General features: G+C 60.0%; 14 protein-coding genes and 2 tRNA genes. 9 read left to right on the forward strand and 7 right to left on the reverse strand.

Features of this window, described 5'->3' with window-relative positions:
- The coding region (locus tag R6W86_RS02640) for an HNH endonuclease domain-containing protein (RefSeq protein ID WP_410327848.1) at nucleotides 1–537 on the forward strand (537 nt) is incomplete at its 5' end.
- 113 nt (nucleotides 538–650) lie between these two features.
- Nucleotides 651–1,460, forward strand: coding sequence for an SDR family oxidoreductase (locus R6W86_RS02645; RefSeq protein ID WP_410327849.1), 810 nt, complete (start codon nucleotides 651–653; stop codon nucleotides 1,458–1,460).
- Between the two features lie 4 nt (nucleotides 1,461–1,464).
- Here the strand turns inward: R6W86_RS02645 and R6W86_RS02650 are convergent, their stop codons facing one another.
- Nucleotides 1,465–2,649, reverse strand: coding sequence for a trans-sulfuration enzyme family protein (locus R6W86_RS02650; protein ID WP_410327850.1), 1,185 nt, complete (start codon nucleotides 2,647–2,649; stop codon nucleotides 1,465–1,467).
- 173 nt (nucleotides 2,650–2,822) lie between these two features.
- Here R6W86_RS02650 and selD point away from each other — a divergent pair, with 173 nt between their 5' ends.
- Together selD and R6W86_RS02660 are read left to right on the forward strand one after the other, a co-directional pair.
- Nucleotides 2,823–3,860: a selenide, water dikinase SelD gene (gene selD, locus R6W86_RS02655; protein ID WP_410327851.1), complete on the forward strand. Its 1,038-nt coding sequence runs from the start codon at nucleotides 2,823–2,825 to the stop codon at nucleotides 3,858–3,860.
- Between the two features lie 30 nt (nucleotides 3,861–3,890).
- Nucleotides 3,891–4,805 (forward strand): AEC family transporter, encoded by a 915-nt coding sequence (locus R6W86_RS02660; protein ID WP_410327852.1) that lies wholly within the window; start codon nucleotides 3,891–3,893, stop codon nucleotides 4,803–4,805.
- On the opposite strand, the gene R6W86_RS02665 is transcribed toward R6W86_RS02660, so the two are convergent.
- On the reverse strand, nucleotides 4,782–5,702 hold the full coding sequence (locus tag R6W86_RS02665) for a zinc ABC transporter substrate-binding protein (protein WP_410327853.1): 921 nt from the start codon (nucleotides 5,700–5,702) through the stop codon (nucleotides 4,782–4,784). The genes R6W86_RS02660 and R6W86_RS02665 overlap by 24 nt on opposite strands.
- Nucleotides 5,703–5,848: 146 nt before the next feature.
- Here R6W86_RS02665 and gltX point away from each other — a divergent pair, with 146 nt between their 5' ends.
- The 3 genes from gltX to R6W86_RS02680 all read left to right on the forward strand — a co-directional run bounded on the left by gltX (nucleotide 5,849) and on the right by R6W86_RS02680 (nucleotide 7,605).
- Nucleotides 5,849–7,330: a glutamate--tRNA ligase gene (gltX, locus tag R6W86_RS02670; protein WP_410327854.1), complete on the forward strand. Its 1,482-nt coding sequence runs from the start codon at nucleotides 5,849–5,851 to the stop codon at nucleotides 7,328–7,330.
- 116 nt (nucleotides 7,331–7,446) lie between these two features.
- Nucleotides 7,447–7,522, forward strand: a tRNA-Ala gene (locus tag R6W86_RS02675).
- A 7-nt stretch (nucleotides 7,523–7,529) separates the two neighbouring features.
- Nucleotides 7,530–7,605: transfer RNA gene (locus tag R6W86_RS02680), tRNA-Glu, on the forward strand.
- 266 nt (nucleotides 7,606–7,871) lie between these two features.
- Here R6W86_RS02680 and R6W86_RS02685 read toward each other — a convergent pair.
- Nucleotides 7,872–8,723 (reverse strand): 6-carboxytetrahydropterin synthase, encoded by an 852-nt coding sequence (locus tag R6W86_RS02685; RefSeq protein ID WP_410327855.1) that lies wholly within the window; start codon nucleotides 8,721–8,723, stop codon nucleotides 7,872–7,874.
- Nucleotides 8,724–8,826: 103 nt separating this feature from the next.
- On the opposite strand from R6W86_RS02685, the gene R6W86_RS02690 reads away from it, so the two are divergent.
- The gene (locus R6W86_RS02690) at nucleotides 8,827–9,474 is read left to right on the forward strand and encodes an NTP transferase domain-containing protein (protein WP_410327856.1); all 648 of its coding nucleotides are present in this window, start codon (nucleotides 8,827–8,829) and stop codon (nucleotides 9,472–9,474) included.
- Here the strand turns inward: R6W86_RS02690 and R6W86_RS02695 are convergent.
- The 3 genes from R6W86_RS02695 to R6W86_RS02705 form a co-directional block, all read right to left on the reverse strand.
- A complete protein-coding gene (locus R6W86_RS02695) occupies nucleotides 9,434–10,534 on the reverse strand; it encodes a response regulator (RefSeq protein ID WP_410327857.1) in 1,101 nt (366 codons plus the stop codon). The two genes, R6W86_RS02690 and R6W86_RS02695, sit on opposite strands and share 41 nt — an antisense overlap.
- A gap of 51 nt (nucleotides 10,535–10,585) precedes the next feature.
- The gene (locus R6W86_RS02700; RefSeq protein ID WP_410327858.1) at nucleotides 10,586–11,848 is read right to left on the reverse strand and encodes a PEGA domain-containing protein; all 1,263 of its coding nucleotides are present in this window, start codon (nucleotides 11,846–11,848) and stop codon (nucleotides 10,586–10,588) included.
- A gap of 113 nt (nucleotides 11,849–11,961) precedes the next feature.
- Nucleotides 11,962–12,423 (reverse strand): hypothetical protein, encoded by a 462-nt coding sequence (locus tag R6W86_RS02705; protein WP_410327859.1) that lies wholly within the window; start codon nucleotides 12,421–12,423, stop codon nucleotides 11,962–11,964.
- Nucleotides 12,424–12,522: 99 nt separating this feature from the next.
- Here R6W86_RS02705 and R6W86_RS02710 point away from each other — a divergent pair, with 99 nt between their 5' ends.
- Complete coding sequence (locus R6W86_RS02710; RefSeq protein WP_410327860.1) at nucleotides 12,523–15,447, forward strand: insulinase family protein; 2,925 nt, start codon at nucleotides 12,523–12,525, stop codon at nucleotides 15,445–15,447.
- 71 nt (nucleotides 15,448–15,518) lie between these two features.
- Here the strand turns inward: R6W86_RS02710 and R6W86_RS02715 are convergent, their stop codons facing one another.
- Nucleotides 15,519–16,334, reverse strand: a complete 816-nt coding sequence (locus R6W86_RS02715) for a pyruvate, water dikinase regulatory protein (RefSeq protein WP_410327861.1) — start codon at nucleotides 16,332–16,334, stop codon at nucleotides 15,519–15,521.
- Nucleotides 16,335–16,405: the final 71 nt, after the last annotated feature.

Genomic DNA, 16,405 nt, shown 5'->3' on the forward strand with positions numbered 1-16,405 from the left:
GCCTGCTGGGTTGAGCCTGCCATTGTGAATGAGTGGATCAACCTGATGGGCAGCTGGGAGGCCCGGTACTCGTCGGAGACTTACCACAAGGCGCTGCAGTGGGTAGAAGGGCGGCGTGATACTTCGGTGGTGCGCAAGCTGGTGGAGCAGCAGTTGTCTAACGGTTCAGTGGAGTGTGTGTGGACCGCCAGAGAGCTTTCCCGGAGCCGCTATGATATTGACCATTGCTTTCCCTGGTCCCGCTGGAACAATAACGATCTGTGGAATCTGTTGCCTGCTTCCCACACCGCCAATGCGGCGAAGTCCGAAAGGCTCCCGGCAGATTCCCTTCTGAAGCAGGCCCGGCCCCGGGTGATCGAGTGGTGGGAGCATGCCATTGTCGGAACGGAACGTGAGCGGCAGTTCTACTCGGAGGCGGAAGCGGCGCTGCCGTTACTGGGTGAGAGTCATACCTTGGACGGTGTATTCGAGGGCATGCTGCAGCAGCGTTTACGCTTGAAAACCAATCTTCAGTTGGCGGAGTGGCTCGGTCTTTGAACGCCCATTTGGCTGTTCGGCCACTTCAAGTTCCGTCAATGAAGGCATAGGTTCCTCAGCGATGGCTGGTTAAGCTAAAGGGAACAATAACCAGAATGGAGATCGTTCCCTGCATGAGACACTCCCGTAAAGTCGAGTCATCCAATCCTCCCAGACACATCTACATCACCGGCGGCGCCAGCGGCATCGGCCTCCAGCTTGCGCGGGATTATGTGCGCTCTGGCTGCGCGGTCACACTGTTTGATATCCAATCCACGGAAAATGCGGTTGCCGAGCTTTCGGCCATCTCCGGCGGAGGCCCGGTGCGCGCCTTTGCCCTGGATGTCGGTGATTCCTTATCGGTCCGGGAAGTATTTTCAGAGGCTGCGGCGGAACAGGGGCCGGATGTGGTCATCCACTGCGCGGGTATCTGTATCGCAGCGCCCTTTGACGAGATCGACGATGATGCCTACACCCGGCTGATCAACATAAACCTGCTTGGCTCCCGCCATGTGGCGGCGGGCGCCCTGCCGCATCTGACGTCCGGTACCCAACTGGTGTTTGTGGCTTCCATGGCCGGGTTGGTCGGATGTTATGGGTATTCGGCGTACTGTGCCTCCAAATACGGTGTGGTTGGCCTGGCGGAGGTGTTGCGTATCGAGTTGGCGCCCCGGGGCATTGATGTGTCTGTGGTCTGTCCGCCGGAGGTGGAGACGCCATTGGTGGTGGAGGAGCGCAAGAACCGGCCCAAACAGACCGAGTCGTTGAAGCTGATGGCCGGCACTTTGCCGGTGGAATTTGCCGTTGAGCAGATTCGCCGGGGCATCGATCAGCGCCGGTTCCTGATCATTCCCGGCAAGCGGGCCCGCAGCCTGTGGTTCACCAACAAGCTGCTGCCCGGATTCCTGACCCGCCGGCTGGCGGATTTTCTGGTCAGTCGCTGAGGTTTTAGCCGAAGGCTCTGGCCAGGGCCTGGTTGAGATCCGCGATCAGATCCTCGCTGTTTTCCAGCCCGATGGACAGCCGCAGCATGCCGTCGGTAATGCCCCGCTTGAGCCGTTCTTCCTGGCTCAAGCCATGGTGGCTGGTGGCGCAGGGTTGGCTGACGAGGCTCTCCACGCCACCGAGACTGGTGGCTAACAGGAAGAGGCGCAGTTTGTCTGCCACCGCGGTGGATGCCGCCCGGTCTCCATCCACCTCGATCGTGACCATGCCTCCAAAACCTTTCATCTGCCGGGCTGCCAGTTCGTGGTCGGCAAATCCGGGCAAGCCGGGGTAGAGCACACGGCGCACCCTCGGGTGTTGTTCCATGGCTTGTGCCACCGCCATGGCGTTCTCGTTATGCTGGCGGATACGCACCGGCAGAGTGCGCAGGCTTCGTGAGAGCAGGGCGGCGGTTTCCGGGGCAAGCAGTTGGCCCAGGTTCTTGCGCCAGGGCACAACCGCTGCCGCCAGTTCTGCCGTAGTCATCAGTGCGCCTGCGGTCAGGTCGCTGTGGCCGCCCAGGTACTTGGTGGCGCTGTGCAACACCAGGTCGGCGCCCAGCTCCAGTGGTTGCTGGTTGATGGGGCTGGCAAAGGTGTTGTCCACCGCCACCAGTGCGCCACGCGGGTGGGCGATCCTGGCAATGGCTGCAATGTCCAGAATGGCCAGGTTGGGGTTGGCCGGCGTCTCGAAATAGACCAGTTTGCCGGGTTCATCCAGGGTGTTTGCCAGTTGGCCCACGTCTTCCTTGAACAGGAAATGCACCGGAATGCCCAGTGCCTGGCAGTGATTTACCAGCAGCTCCTGGGTGCCTCCGTAAAGATCACCCACGCACACAATACCCTTGCGACCATGGGCCAGCAGTGTCGCCGAAATGGCGGCCATGCCCGAGGCGAACGCCAGCGCGGCCTCTGCGTTCTCAAGCCGGGCCAGCCCCTGTTCCAGCTCCTCGATGCTCGGGTTGGTGCCCCAGCGGGTATAGAGATGGCCCGGCGCGCGGCCCTCGATCACGTCCAGCAGCGCGTCTGTGTTCTCGAACTGGTAGGTGGTGGTGTTGTAGACCGGCGAGTAGGGGCTGCCGAAGCTGTCCCGGTGATGGCGGTTGTGAATGATGCCCGTGGCGGGGCCGTGGGAGTTGTCCTGGCTCATTGCAGTTCCTGCTGGTTGGGCTTGAACGAGAATTCTTGCATGGGAATGCTTCCGCTGAAAGGTACGGGATTGATCTGGGTGGTGGAGATATGGATGCAAACCGGGCCGACGGGTAGACTTGCGCGTATTTCCTGAATACGTTCATTTACATGCGAAAAAATAGGAAACGTACTTTGGCTATCCGACTGACCGAATACAGCCACGGCGCAGGCTGTGGCTGCAAGATTGCGCCCGATGTACTGGATCGCATCCTTCATACCGACGCGCCCGAGTTCAAGGACCCGCGCCTGCTGGTAGGTAACAGCAGCCGTGATGACGCCGCCGTCGCGGACGTGGGCAATGGCCTCGGCGTGATCAGTACCACCGATTTTTTCATGCCGGTGGTGGATGATCCGTTTGATTTCGGGCGGATTGCCGCCGCCAATGCCATCAGTGATGTCTATGCCATGGGCGGTAAACCGGTGATGGCTATTGCCATTCTGGGCTGGCCGGTGAACGAGCTGGCGCCGGAGATTGCCGCCCAGGTGATCGATGGCGGCCGCGCGGTGTGTGCCGAGGCGGGGATTGCCCTGGCTGGTGGCCACAGCATCGATTCTCCGGAGCCCATCTTCGGTCTGGCGGTGACCGGCCAAGTGGCGGTGGACCGGATCGTCCGCAATGACACCGCCAAAGCCGGGGACCTGCTGTACCTGACCAAGCCACTGGGGGTGGGGATTCTCACCAGCGCCTCCAAAAAGGGCAGGGTCAGCGCGGAGGATCTTGCGGTTGCGGTGAAGAACATGGCGACGCTGAATAAAGTGGGAGAGGCCTTTGCGGAAGTGGACGGGGTCCATGCCATGACCGATGTGACCGGCTTCGGCCTGGCCGGGCATCTGCTGGAGATCTGTCGGGGCAGCGGGCTGCGGGCAACCGTGAACCGCGGTGCCATTCCGGTGTTGCCTAACCTCCAGCCCTATATCGCCGCAGACTGTATTCCCGGTGGTACTCACCGCAACGCAGCCGCTTTTGGCAAAGCCATCTCCGGCATGACGGAAGCCGACAAACTGCTGTTCTGTGACCCCCAGACCAGCGGCGGCCTGATGGTCTGTGTGGCTGAGGAGAGTCGTTCCGAGTTCGAAGCCGTGGCCCGGGAGCAGGGTCTGGAGCTGTCACCGCTGGGGCGGCTGGAAACAACTGACTCCGGTGAGAACCTCGTGATAGTAGAGGGTTGATGACCAAACACACGGATTGGAGTTGTTGATATGCCAGTGATGGTGCAGGCACTGGTGCCGGTGTTCGTGCTGATCATGCTCGGGCACCTGTTCCGGCGTTGGGACTTTCCCGGTGGCGACTTCTGGCCCCAGGCGGAGCGTTTCACCTATTACGTGCTGTTCCCGGCGATGCTGGTGTTCAAGCTCGGACAGGCCCGCTTGCCTCCATCGGCCTATGGCGACATTGCCCTGCTGATTTGCTCCATGCTGCTGGTCATGACCCTGGCAGTGGTCTTGGTGCAACTGATCTGGCGCTGGAGTGGGCCGGTGTTTTCGTCTGTGTATCAGGGCGCGATCCGGTTCAACTCCTACGTGGGCCTTGCAGCAGGCGGCATGCTGCTGGGCGATGACGGGCTGTCCCTGACGGCGATCGCTGTGGCGGTCATGGTGCCGTCGCTGAACCTGTTGTGCATTCTGATGTTCACGCTGGTGGCGGATCAGGACAAGGTGCGGTTTGGTCAGGTGCTGAAGGCCATCGTCACCAATCCGTTGATTGTCGGCTCGGTGATCGGGGTGGTGTGGAGCTATTTCCAGATCGGTTTTCATCCGCTGCTGGCAGGAATTCTTCAGCCTCTGAGTAACCTGGCCTTGCCCATGGGGCTGATGACCGTGGGGGCCGGGCTGCAGCTGACTGCCCTGCGCGGGGCGTCAATGCCGTTTCTGGTGTCATCGGTGCTGAAGCTGCTGGCCTTTCCGCTAATGGCCGCGGGCCTGGCGTGGATGCTCGGTATGGAAGGTCTGATGGTGCAGGTGGCGGTGTTGCTGGCAACGTTACCCACCGCCACCTCCGCTTACATCCTGGCCCGACAGCTGGGTGGGGATGCCCCCCTGATGGCGGGCATCATCAGTGGCCAGACCCTGCTGGCCATGGCCTCCATTCCGTTAATGCTCAGTATCCTCTGGTAGGCACTGGAGGATGGCATTCGCAATGGATTGCTGGAAGTCGAGGTAGCCGGTCCCGGTGGCCTCGATGTCCATGGCCAGCGGATCCCAGGTGCTGAATGTCACGTCCAGCCCCTCGGTGATGGAGCGCCACCACTGGCGGTTGAACTGGGGCTCGGTCAGCAGGCATGGGTGCGTCGCTTCACGCAGTTTGTCTTGAACTTCGGCGACGTGCCGTGCCCCGGGAGAAAGCTCCGGATTGAGGGTAAGCACGCCCGCCAGTTCCAGCTCGTAGTGCTCGGTAAAGCGGATCAGGGCGCTGTGGTAGGCGAAAATGTCGATCTCTCTCGCCGGTGCCAGCTGCTCGCGAATTGCCGCTTCCCTCTTGGAAAGTGCGGCCTCAAATGCGGCCAGCTTCTGGCTGATCGCATTCGGGTCTGCGCCTTCCTGCTCGGCCAGTGCCTTTGAAATATCCCGGGCCATCTCGAGACCCAGCATCGGGTCTACCCACAGATGTGGGTCCTCGCCTTCGCCATGGCCGTGATCGTGACCCTGTTCTTCTTCATGTTCATCCCCGTCAACTTCTTCTCCTGAGAGTGCGATGGTGCGCTCCCGGAACTCGTCCGCGGACAGCAGTCGGATCAGGAAGGATTCCATGTCCGGACCGACCCAGAACACCAGATCCGCATTCTCCAGGGCGCGTCGCTGGGACGGCCGGATGGTGTAGTTATGGGGGCTGGAGCCCGGCGGTACCAGGGTTGTGACCTGGACATCTTCGGGCGCTACCGCCCGCACCAGCAGTTCCAATGGCTTGATAGAGGTGACCACGTTCACTTCGGCGTTTGCGGGCGCAGCTGTGACCATGGAGGCGCCAAGAAGTGCGGGAGCAAGAGATCGGCCCATGCGGGACAAGATCGACATTTTCGGTTTCCTGAAGCTGTACTGGATGAAATGTTATAATATAACAAAAATCCATACGTCGCCAAGTGGGATGGCCATGCGAAATCGTCGGAGGGCCGGTATAATGCCGGCTTTATCAAACGGCCACCGACATTTCAGGAAGGTTTATGACTGTACGTACCCGAATTGCTCCATCCCCCACCGGAGACCCACACGTTGGTACCGCCTACGTGGCCCTGTTCAACCTGTGCTTTGCCCGGCAGCACGGAGGGCAATTCATCCTGCGCATTGAAGATACGGACCAGGCACGCAGCACGGCGGAATCCGAGCAGGATATCCTGCAGGCCCTTCGCTGGCTGGGACTGAACTGGGACGAAGGCCCCGATGTGGGTGGCCCCCACGGCCCCTACCGCCAGTCCGAGCGCAAGCACATGTATGCACAGTATGCGGAGGATCTGGTAACGGCCGGTCACGCCTTTTACTGTTTCCGCACACCGGAAGAGTTGGAGGCAATTCGCGAGGAGCGTAAGGCCAAGGGTATGAACCCGGGCATCAAGGGCGACCTGGAACTGTCGGATGAAGAGGTCAAGCGCCGCCTGGATGCGGGTGAGTCGTACGTGATCCGTATGAAGGTACCGGATGAGGGCATCTGCGAGATCGATGACATGCTGCGCGGCACCATCGAGATCGACTGGAGCCAGGTGGATTGCCAGATCCTGCTCAAGTCCGACGGCATGCCGACCTACCACCTGGCCAACGTGGTGGACGATCACCTGATGGGGATTACCCATGTTCTCCGTGGTGAGGAATGGATCAACTCCGCGCCCAAGCACAAGCTGCTGTACCAGTATTTCGGCTGGGACATGCCGGTACTTTGCCACCTGCCGCTGCTGCGTAACCCGGACAAGAGCAAGCTGTCCAAGCGCAAGAACCCCACCAGCATCAACTTCTACGAGCGCATGGGTTTCCTGCCGGAAGCGGTGACCAACTACCTGGGCCGTATGGGCTGGTCCATGCCGGACGAGCGGGAGAAGTTCACTCTCGATGAAATGATCGAGAACTTCGACATCCAGCGGGTTTCCCTCGGTGGTCCGGTCTTTGATGTGGAGAAACTGCGCTGGCTGAACGGCCAGTGGCTGCGCGAGGAGCTCGACGATGAGCAGTTCATGGAGCGCATGCGTCAGTGGTGGTTCAATGAGGACGCCCTGAAGGCCCTGGTTCCGCACGTGAAGGGCAGGGCCGAGGTATTCTCTGACGTAGTGCCCATGGCCCAGTTCATGTTCTCCGGCATGCTCAACCTGACTCCGGAAGACTTTGCCCACAACAAGCTGGAAGAGGCCCAGATCAAGCGGGTGCTGCAGTTCACCCTCTGGAAGCTGGAAGCCGAGCGGCACTGGAGCAAGGAAAACATCTTCGCCGACATCAAGGGCCTGGCCAAGGCCATGGAGCTGAAGATGGGTGATTTCATGTTCCCGGTGTTCGTGGCGATTGCCGGTACGCCAAACTCCTGGTCGGTGATGGATTCCATGGCCCTGCTGGGACCGGACATGACCCGTTCGCGGTTGCGTCACGCCTTGGAGGTTCTGGGTGGTTTCTCCAAGAAAGAAACCAAGAAAGTGGAGAAGGAATACGCCGCGCTGGGTGTGTAATAATCGGTTTGGTGAAGAAGTAATCGATCTGGACAGGGACGTTCAGAAAACTGAAAAAAAAGTGTTTTTAAGTGTTGACGCCCCCCGGGTGGATCCTTAATATACGCAGCCGTTGAGGGGCCATAGCTCAGCTGGGAGAGCGCAACACTGGCAGTGTTGAGGTCGGCGGTTCGATCCCGCCTGGCTCCACCAATTTCTAGTCCCCTTCGTCTAGTGGCCTAGGACTCCGCCCTTTCACGGCGGCAACAGGGGTTCGAACCCCCTAGGGGACGCCAATTTGGCTTGACGGTTTAGTCCACCGGCAAGCCAGCAGAGAAACCGCCTTCGGGCGGTTTTTTTGTGCCTGGATGAAAGTGAAAATGGGGTCAGAAGAAAGCGTTCTTCTGACCCCTGAGTTTGAAAAGGGGCAGGTGCAATCGCCTGTCCCCTTTTTTGATCTGACCCCTGGCTCTGGCATGAAAATGGGGTCAGATGAAAGCTTTCATCTGACCCCGTCTTAGGTCGCTGGCTTCGTGCTTTCGCCTGACCCGGCGTTACCGGTTCAGCGCTCGGCAATCGCCCCTTTCCCCACACCCTCATACGCCTTCACCCGAATCGCATCCGTCGGAAACTCCACCTTCAGCTTGTCCGCCATGTGTGCGGCAATCAGTTCGACGGTGGTGTCGGTATCGAGCATATATACCCGTTCCTCGGGCAGGGTGAGGGCAAATTCGCCCTGGTTGGCTTCGTATTCGAAGGTGACGTAGCGCACGCCATCAGCACCGACGTGGCGGCGAATGATATCCTCTTCGGAACCCACGTAGATGTCACGCCACAGGGTGGCCCAGCGGCGTTCCAGGTCGTAATCCCGGTGGCCGTTGCGGTCGATCCGGATCGGGGAGCGGTGGCCGTGGGCAATGCGCTGGCAGTTGCCCAAGTGTTTTTTCAGGCCGTGGACATAATGGTAGTAGGCACCCTCGATCACTTCCTCGCGCAGGTTGATGGCCACAGAGGTGACATTGGCCGGCAACACCTCCATCAGCTCATGCTCCAGCAGGCGGGCCACTGCGGAGGGCACCACGTGCTCGGCGGAGAGCCAGACGACTGCCTCATCCGGAGAACGGTGGACAATCTGGCTGCCATCTGTCAGGTTCCAGATGAAGGTGTCCGGCTGGTCTTCGTCCCAGGCCAGGCCCTGGTAACCGCGGGGGATTACCAGTCGGTGGTCGACGCGCTCATCGATCACGCGCTTGATGGTGCGTTTGACGTTGCTGAAGTCGAACACCATGCCCTGTTCGTCCAGTTCGCCGCCGAGCACCACGTCGGCAATCCAGCTCTCGCCTACCAGCCCACGCGTGGCGTCCAGGTAAGCGAAATCGATGACAGTAAGGTTGTCGACAAACAGGTGATTCATCGGAAGTCCGGAGGGTATGATTGAGTGATGGGCGAATTCTAGCAAAAATCAGCAGTTCCGGCAGTGCGCCGGTGCTTTACCGCCATTGGATATTGCTATCGGGGTGCTTATCAGAAGGTTCAGTTCTCATCCGGACGAATCCGGTTTTGCCGTGATTGTGCTGGCAGCCGGTGCATCAACCCGCCTGGGGCGTGCCAAGGCCCTGCTCAAGCTGCCGGATGGCGGTACTCTTCTGGATCGGGCGTTGCGCCAGGCCCGGCTGCTCAGCCGGGATGTGCGAGTGGTCACCGGCGCCTGGTACCCCTTGATCCGTTTCCGCTGCCATTTCCAGCCGTCCGTCTGGTTGCCCTGTGAGCACTGGGCTCAGGGGTTGTCCGCATCGTTGGCAACAGGCGTCCAGAGCCTGGGGCCTCGGGTGAAGGGCGTCTTTGTGCTGGTGGCAGACCAGCCGTTGCTGGATCCGGAGGCCTTGCGGGCAATGGGGGAGGCGGCACGGCAGGTGCCCAACCAGTCAATGGCGGCGGATTATGGCGGTAGGGCCGGTGTACCGGCTTATCTGCCTCGCTGGCTATGGCCGGAGGTGATGGCCCTGGAAGGGGATAGTGGCGCCGGCAGGCTGCTCACGGAGGTTGGCGCTACCCTGGTGCCCGTTGATGGCATTCATGACGATGTCGACACGCCCTCGGACTGGCGGCGCATCCGCGGCCGGCTCAGCCAAACAGCCCAGATAGCCAGGCAATTCCGACGCTGAAGATGCCGAGGCTGACTGCCAGGCCCAGGGTGTAGACCCGGGAGTTGGCGGCGCGTTGCTGGGCAACGAACAGGTCAATGGTGCGCTGGGCGATGTCTTCAGAGGTTTCCCGGGAAATTTCATGGGCCTGCTGGATCGCCTCCGACTGCAGCGTTTGCCAGAACTCGGTGTCGATGGTTTGCACGCTGGTGATGTGGTCTTTGAGCTCGTCCATATGCTCACTGGTGAAGCCGGACTGTTGCTTGAGGTCCCGTTTCAGATCGGCCAGCTCGCGCGCAAGGTTCAGGTTTACCTCGGCGGCCACGTCATCCCGCAGGTGCCGCGTGCGCTGTTCGATCAGTTCCGACAAGTCGCCCAGTTTCTCCTCAATGGCGGCTTCCTGATTGCTCCGGGTCTCATCCAGGGCGCGCCTCAGGTGATCAAACTGTTCATCGAACAGGTCGCTCAGCAGTTCATGAAGGCGGTTGTTGATGTGGGTCTTCACCGCTGAGCGGGCGATCTGTTCGATCAGTTCACTGGTAAGCGGCACCACGTTGGGTGAGGCGTGGCCATTGGTCTTCGGGTCCGGCTCCGGTTCGGTCTTGGGAGCGAGTCGGACCGACGCATCTTCGGGAACCCGCAAAACCTCCTGATCCTCCTTCCGCGGGATGTCCGTGAACGTTGGCTCCGGCAGGTTGCCATTGCTGACGTCACTGGCCAGCTGGTCGAGAACCTCGCCCACGCCGTCCGTTTGGGGCGGTTTGGTCAGGATGTTATAGACCCCGAAGTTTTTCGCTTCCTCGGTGAAGGAGGGGGATTTCCTCGAGGTGCACATGATGATCGGAATGCCCGCGGTGTCCGGATTGCCCTTGATGGCGCGGGTGGCTTCCACGCCGTTCATGCCGGGCATCAGGTGGTCCATGAAAATCACGTCCGGGCGCTCATGGCTGTTCAGGAATTCCAGGGCTTCTTCCGCCGAGCCGGCCATGTTGACCTGCATGTCGCGGCTTTCCAGCAGCTTGCTCAGGGCAAACCGGGCTACCTTGGAGTCATCTACAAGCAGAGCGTTCTTGATCGACATGGTTACTACCTCAACCTGTTACTGCGATTGCGTGGGTTACCGGGCCGGAACTTACCAGCCTTCCAGTTGCGGGCACTGGGTGGCCCGATAGCTCTTCTCCCGATAACACACACCGGGTTCGGTGGTGCGGGCAGTGAATACCTCACCGGCCGCGGTGGTCAGACGAACCTGTCCATAGGGTTCGCCATGGCGGAAGGTGGCCTCGATCGAGCTGCCGTTGGGATTGCGCAGCAGACCCTTGCCGTGAAACGTGCCTTCCATGTATTGCCCTTCGTATTTCTTGCCGTCGGCAAAGATCTCGGCACCCGCGCCGTGGAACTCACCGTTGGAAAACTCACCCTCGTAGGCGCGGCCATCCGGATAGGTAAGGGCGCCGGTACCGTGAAATTCATTATCTCGGAAGCCGCCGACATACAGCATGCCGTCAGCGGTGGTCAGGGAGCCGTGGCCATTGACCAGGCCGTCAGCCCACTGGCCGGTGAAAATGTCCCCGTTGGCCCGGGTCAGCGTACCCTTGCCGTGGAATTTGTCGGCAGCGAACTGGCCGGTGTACTCGGCACCCGCGGCACCGCGCCAGACGCCTTCGCCCTGGCGTTGCCCCTTGGCCCAGTCGCCCTCGTAGCGGCTGCCGTCCGGGTACCATGCGGTGCCCTTGCCATGGAATTGGCCGTCGATGAAATGGCCTTCGTAGCGAAGTCCGTCTTTGTCCTGGTAAGTGCCGTCACCGGTCCTGACCCCGCCGACCCAGGTTCCGTTGTGGTAATTGACGGTGGTGTAGGCCTCCAGTTTGCCGACCAGGGTCATCTCTTCCCCGGCTTTCAGGGCAACCGTCTGTTGCCAGGATTGATAGCCGGGCTTGCTGATGGTGACGTCGTATTCGCCGGGCTGGAGCTCCAGATCGAGACGGGTAGCGCCGTACTGTTTGCCATTGATGGTGACCTGATCGCCGATGACGTTGGAGCGCAGTACCATCAGGCCGGTGGTCGGCTCGGGTTCCGGTTCCGGTTTGAGTGCGGGTTCCGCCATTGCCGTTGTTCGAGTGTCTTCGGGCATGGGCGGAATGCTGAAGGGCTCGGCCACAGTAATTGCTGCCGGAGCCGGTTTCGGAGGTGCCGGCTCTGGCGCCTCCTGTATTTTCTCGGGCTCGGCGGGCTCAGGCGTGTCGGTAGCCGCCGTCTCAATGGTGTTCGACGGCGCGGGTGAGGGTTGCAGTTCCAGCAAGCTGTGGTCATTACCCACCGAGGCAAAACCGGCGGTCACCAGGAGCATCAGCGCCAGGGCATTTATGAACAGCAGTGGTCTGAAATCGACCATGGAGGAACCTCTTGATTCTGTCTTACCGAATCCGGATTACCTCCTGATCTTAACTACTGACTGCAATGTTATGTAACAGAAAGTGTCTGAAGTTATCGAGAATGCCGGCCAAATCACACTTTGTCCGGAAGCTTGTCATGGTTCAGCTGTTCCCATGATCTCATGTAGACATCGGCTTCGTATTCATAGGGAGAGCGGAATGGGGTCAGGACAAAGTCGAAGACCAGGAAAAAGAAACCGATTGAAGCCCAGGCGATCAGAATGGTGCTGATAGTGGTGGCTTGCACTTCCGGATTGGAGTTGACGAAATCCTGCAGCAGGGGAATCAGGTCGGCGGCCATGGCCACGGGGTTGAAACTCGACAGTACGAACGGAACCCAGAAGGCAATCATGATCGGGAAGAAACCGAACGACCACAGCAGGCGACGCAGAAGGTAGATGCCGACTTCCCGCCAGAACCTGTTGCGGATCTCCGGCACCTTTCGAATGCGTTCGATGTAGCGGCGTCGCTCCGCCCAGTAGGCGGCGACTTCCGGGGCCTCGAGGGTTGTGGTTTCTTCAGCAGACTTGGTCATGGCGTGCAGGGCTACCTTATCGCTACGGGACTGTGCATGATAATCGATACTACGTGTTACCCTACAAGTCTCCATTTGTTTAAAGACAGGATAGATTGAATGGCTGCTGTGATCGAGAACACACCCCATCCGGCCTTTGAGAAGCTACGCAGTCACCGGATTGACACCCTCAACCTGGAGGTTGAGGAGTACCGTCACAAGAAGACCGGTGCCCGCCACCTGCACCTGGCGGCGGACAACGACGAGAACGTGTTCTTCGTTGCCTTGCGTACCTTCCCGATGGACTCCACCGGTGTGGCCCATATCCTGGAGCACACAGCGCTGTGTGGCAGTGCGAAATATCCGGTCCGGGATCCGTTTTTCATGATGATCCGTCGGTCCCTCAACACCTTCATGAACGCTTTTACCAGCAGTGACTGGACAGCCTATCCCTTTGCCAGCATGAACCGGAAGGATTTCGACAACCTGCTCTCGGTTTATCTGGATTCGGTGTTCTTCTCCAAACTGGACCCCCTGGATTTTGCCCAGGAAGGTCATCGGCTGGAATTCGAGAAGCCGGACGATCCGAATACCGATCTGGTGTATCGCGGTGTGGTATACAACGAGATGAAAGGCGCCATGAGCGCACCGACATCCCAGCTGTGGCAGAACCTCAGCAGCCACCTGTTCCCGACCACCACCTACCACTACAACAGTGGCGGTGAGCCGGACCACATCGTCGATCTGAGTTATAGCGATCTGGTGGACTTCTATCGCCACCATTACCACCCCAGCAACGCGATTTTCGCTACTTACGGCAATATCCCGGCCCACGAGCATCACGAGCGTTTCGAGGAGTTGGCGCTCAAGCAGTTCGACAAGTTGGACATCGAGCTGCCGGTCCGTGACGAGAAGCGGATGTTCAGCCCGGTCCGGGTAGAGCAGGGCTATGCCGTGAACGAGGGTGAGGGCACCGACAACAAGGCCCATATCGTGATGGGTTGGTTGCTCGGCCACAGTTTTGATTTGCTGGAAAACATGGAAGGCCAGCTGCTTTCGGCGGTGCTGCTGGAAAACAGTGCCTCCCCGTTGATGCGGGCACTGGAAACCACCGATCTTGGTCATGCGCCGTCGCCCATGTGCGGCCTTGAGGACTCCAACCGAGAGATGACCTTCGTTTGTGGTATCGAGGGCAGCGAGCCGGATAAACACAAGGAACTTGAGACGCTGATCGAGAACACCTTGCAGAAGGTGATTGAAGAGGGTGTCAGCGAGGAACGGCTGGAGGCCATCCTGCACCAACTGGAACTGCACCAGCGGGAAATCGCCGGAGACCAGTTCCCCTATGGGCTGCAACTGATCATGAGTGCCATCGCACCGATGGTTCATGGCGGCGACCCTGTGGAACTGCTTGATCTTGAGCCGGTACTGGCAACCCTGCGGGAGAAGATCAAGGATCCGGAGTATGTGCCGGGCCTGATTCGCCGCAAACTGCTGGAAAATCCGCACCGGATCACCCTGACCCTGCGCCCGGACGAGAAGCTGGAGTCCCGGCGCCAGCAGGCGATTCGTGAAGCCCTGGCCCGTCGCAAGGCCGCCCTGACGGAGGAAGAGGCGCAGCGGATTGTTGATCGCGCCCGCGCCCTTGAAGAGCGCCAGATGCGCAAGGATGACGATTCCATCCTGCCCAAGGTGGACCTGTCCGATGTGCCCCTGCAGATGCCCGAGCCGGAGAGCCGCTATGACGGCGATATTTCCGCGACGGTCTACGCCCGCGGTACTAACGGCCTGGTGTATGAACAGGTAGTGCTGCCGGTGCCGACGCTGAGCGAAGAGGATCTCCTGTTCCTGCCTTACTACACCACGTTGATCTCGGAAGTGGGGTGTGGTGATCTGGATTACCTGCAGATGCAGGACCGGATTTCCGCGGAATCCGGTGGCATCAGTGCGGCCTTCAGCACCAAGGGCAAGATCGATAATGTTCAGGATGTCTCGGGCTACCTGATTTTCAGTGGCAAGGCCCTGGCGCGGAACCGCGGTAAACTCACCAGATTGCTGCACGATGTCTACAATGGCGCGCGTTTTGACGAGAAGGACCGTATCCGGGAAATCATTGCCCAGATCCGGGCCCGTCGGGTCCAGGCGGTGACCGGCAGTGGCCACGCCCTGGCCATGGGTGCGGCATCCCAGGGGTTGAGTGCGGGCGCCTGGCTGGCCTATCGTCTTGGTGGCCTGGCGGGAATCCGCGGTACCAAGCAACTGGATGAAGCCGTGAATGATCCGGCCGAGCTTGAGGCCTTCTGCGGCCGGCTGGCGGCTCTGCACGAGAAGATCCGGAACCAGCAGCGTCAGTTCCTGGTGATCGGCGAAGACGAGCAGCTGCCGGCCATGGTGGATGACCTCAAATCCTGCTGGCAAGGCGAGCCCGGTGGCAGCGCGGAAACCTGGCGTATGGACCCGGTCGACTACACCACCCGGGAAGCCTGGCTGACCTCCACCCAGGTCAACTTCTGCGCCAAGGCATACCAGACGGTGCCCGTGGATCATCCCGATGCGGCGGCATTGACCGTGCTTGGCGGGTTCCTGCGTAACGGCTATCTGCACAGGGCCATCCGCGAGAAGGGGGGTGCCTATGGCGGTGGCGCCGGGCAGGACAGTGTCAATGGCGTGTTCCGGTTCTTCTCCTACCGGGATCCCCGATTGGGCGAGACCCTGGAAGATTTCGACAAGGCCCTGGACTGGCTGCAGGAAACGGACCATGAATACCAGGAGCTGGAGGAGTCCATCCTCGGCGTCATCGGCCAGCTCGACCGGCCCCGGTCACCGGCTGGGGCCGCGCGGCATGCGTTCCACAACAAGCTGTTCGGCCGATCACCCGAGCAACGCGCCCGGTTCCGGGAGCGGGTCCTGGCTGTGACCCTGGATGACCTGAAGCGGGTGGCCAGCACCTGGCTGGTGCCGGAGAAGGCCAGCACCGCGGTGGTGACCAGCTCCGATAACCGGGAGATGGTGAAGGACCTGGGGCTGGAGATTCAGGAGTTGTAGGTCGGATGAAAATGGGGTCAGAAGAAAGCGTTCTTCTGACCCCAACTTCATCTCAGACCCTTGCTTCATCGTCACCGATGCCGCTTCAGTCCGGTCGTCACCATGATTCTGGTCGAAATCTCCTCCACCGAATACGCCGTGGTATTCAGGTAGGGAATCCGCTCCCGCCGGTACATCAGTTCAATCTCTTCGATTTCATGCATGCACTGCTGGATGGACGCGTAGCGCGAGTTGGGCCGCCGTTCGTTGCGGATGGTGGCCAGGCGTTCCGGGTCGATGGTCAGGCCGAACAGTTTTTCCCGGTGGGGGCGCAGGGCCTTGGGCATGCGCTGGTCGGCCAGATCTTCGTCGGTAATCGGGTAATTGGCGGCTTTTACGCCATACTGCAGGGCAAGGTAGAGGCAGGTTGGTGTCTTGCCGCTGCGGGAGGCGCCGATGAGGATCAGATCCGCTTCGTCGTAATAACGGGTGCGGGCGCCATCATCGTTATCCAGGGCGAAGTTGACGGCCTTTATCCGGCGTTCGTAGCTTCCTTCGTTGTTGATCGAATGACTTTTGCCTACGGTGTAAGAAGAAGAGGCATTCAGTTCCTGTTCCAAGGGATTAAGGAAGGTACCGAAAATGTCGACCATAAAGCCGTCGGCGCGGGAGATGATGTCGCGAATATCACTGTCGACGATGGTGTCGAATACTAGCGGCCGGTCACCATCGGTCTCAGAGGCCTTGTTGATCCGGGTTACCATGGCCCGGGCTTTGTCCTCGTCATCGATGTAGGGAACGGTCACGCGCTCGAAGTCGATTTTCTCGAATTGGGCCAAAAGAGCGTGGCCGAGGGCTTCGGCGGTCAGGCCGGTGCCGTCGGAAATGAAGAAGGCAGTACGTTTCATGGTGTGTGTCCGGTTCCAAATCTGACAGTGAGTGCCCTAGGTAATTGCCGCAGGTTACAGTATCATACACG

Origin of the sequence: Marinobacter sp. (assembly GCF_046484525.1) — a bacterium.
In the GTDB taxonomy this organism is placed as follows: domain Bacteria; phylum Pseudomonadota; class Gammaproteobacteria; order Pseudomonadales; family Oleiphilaceae; genus Marinobacter.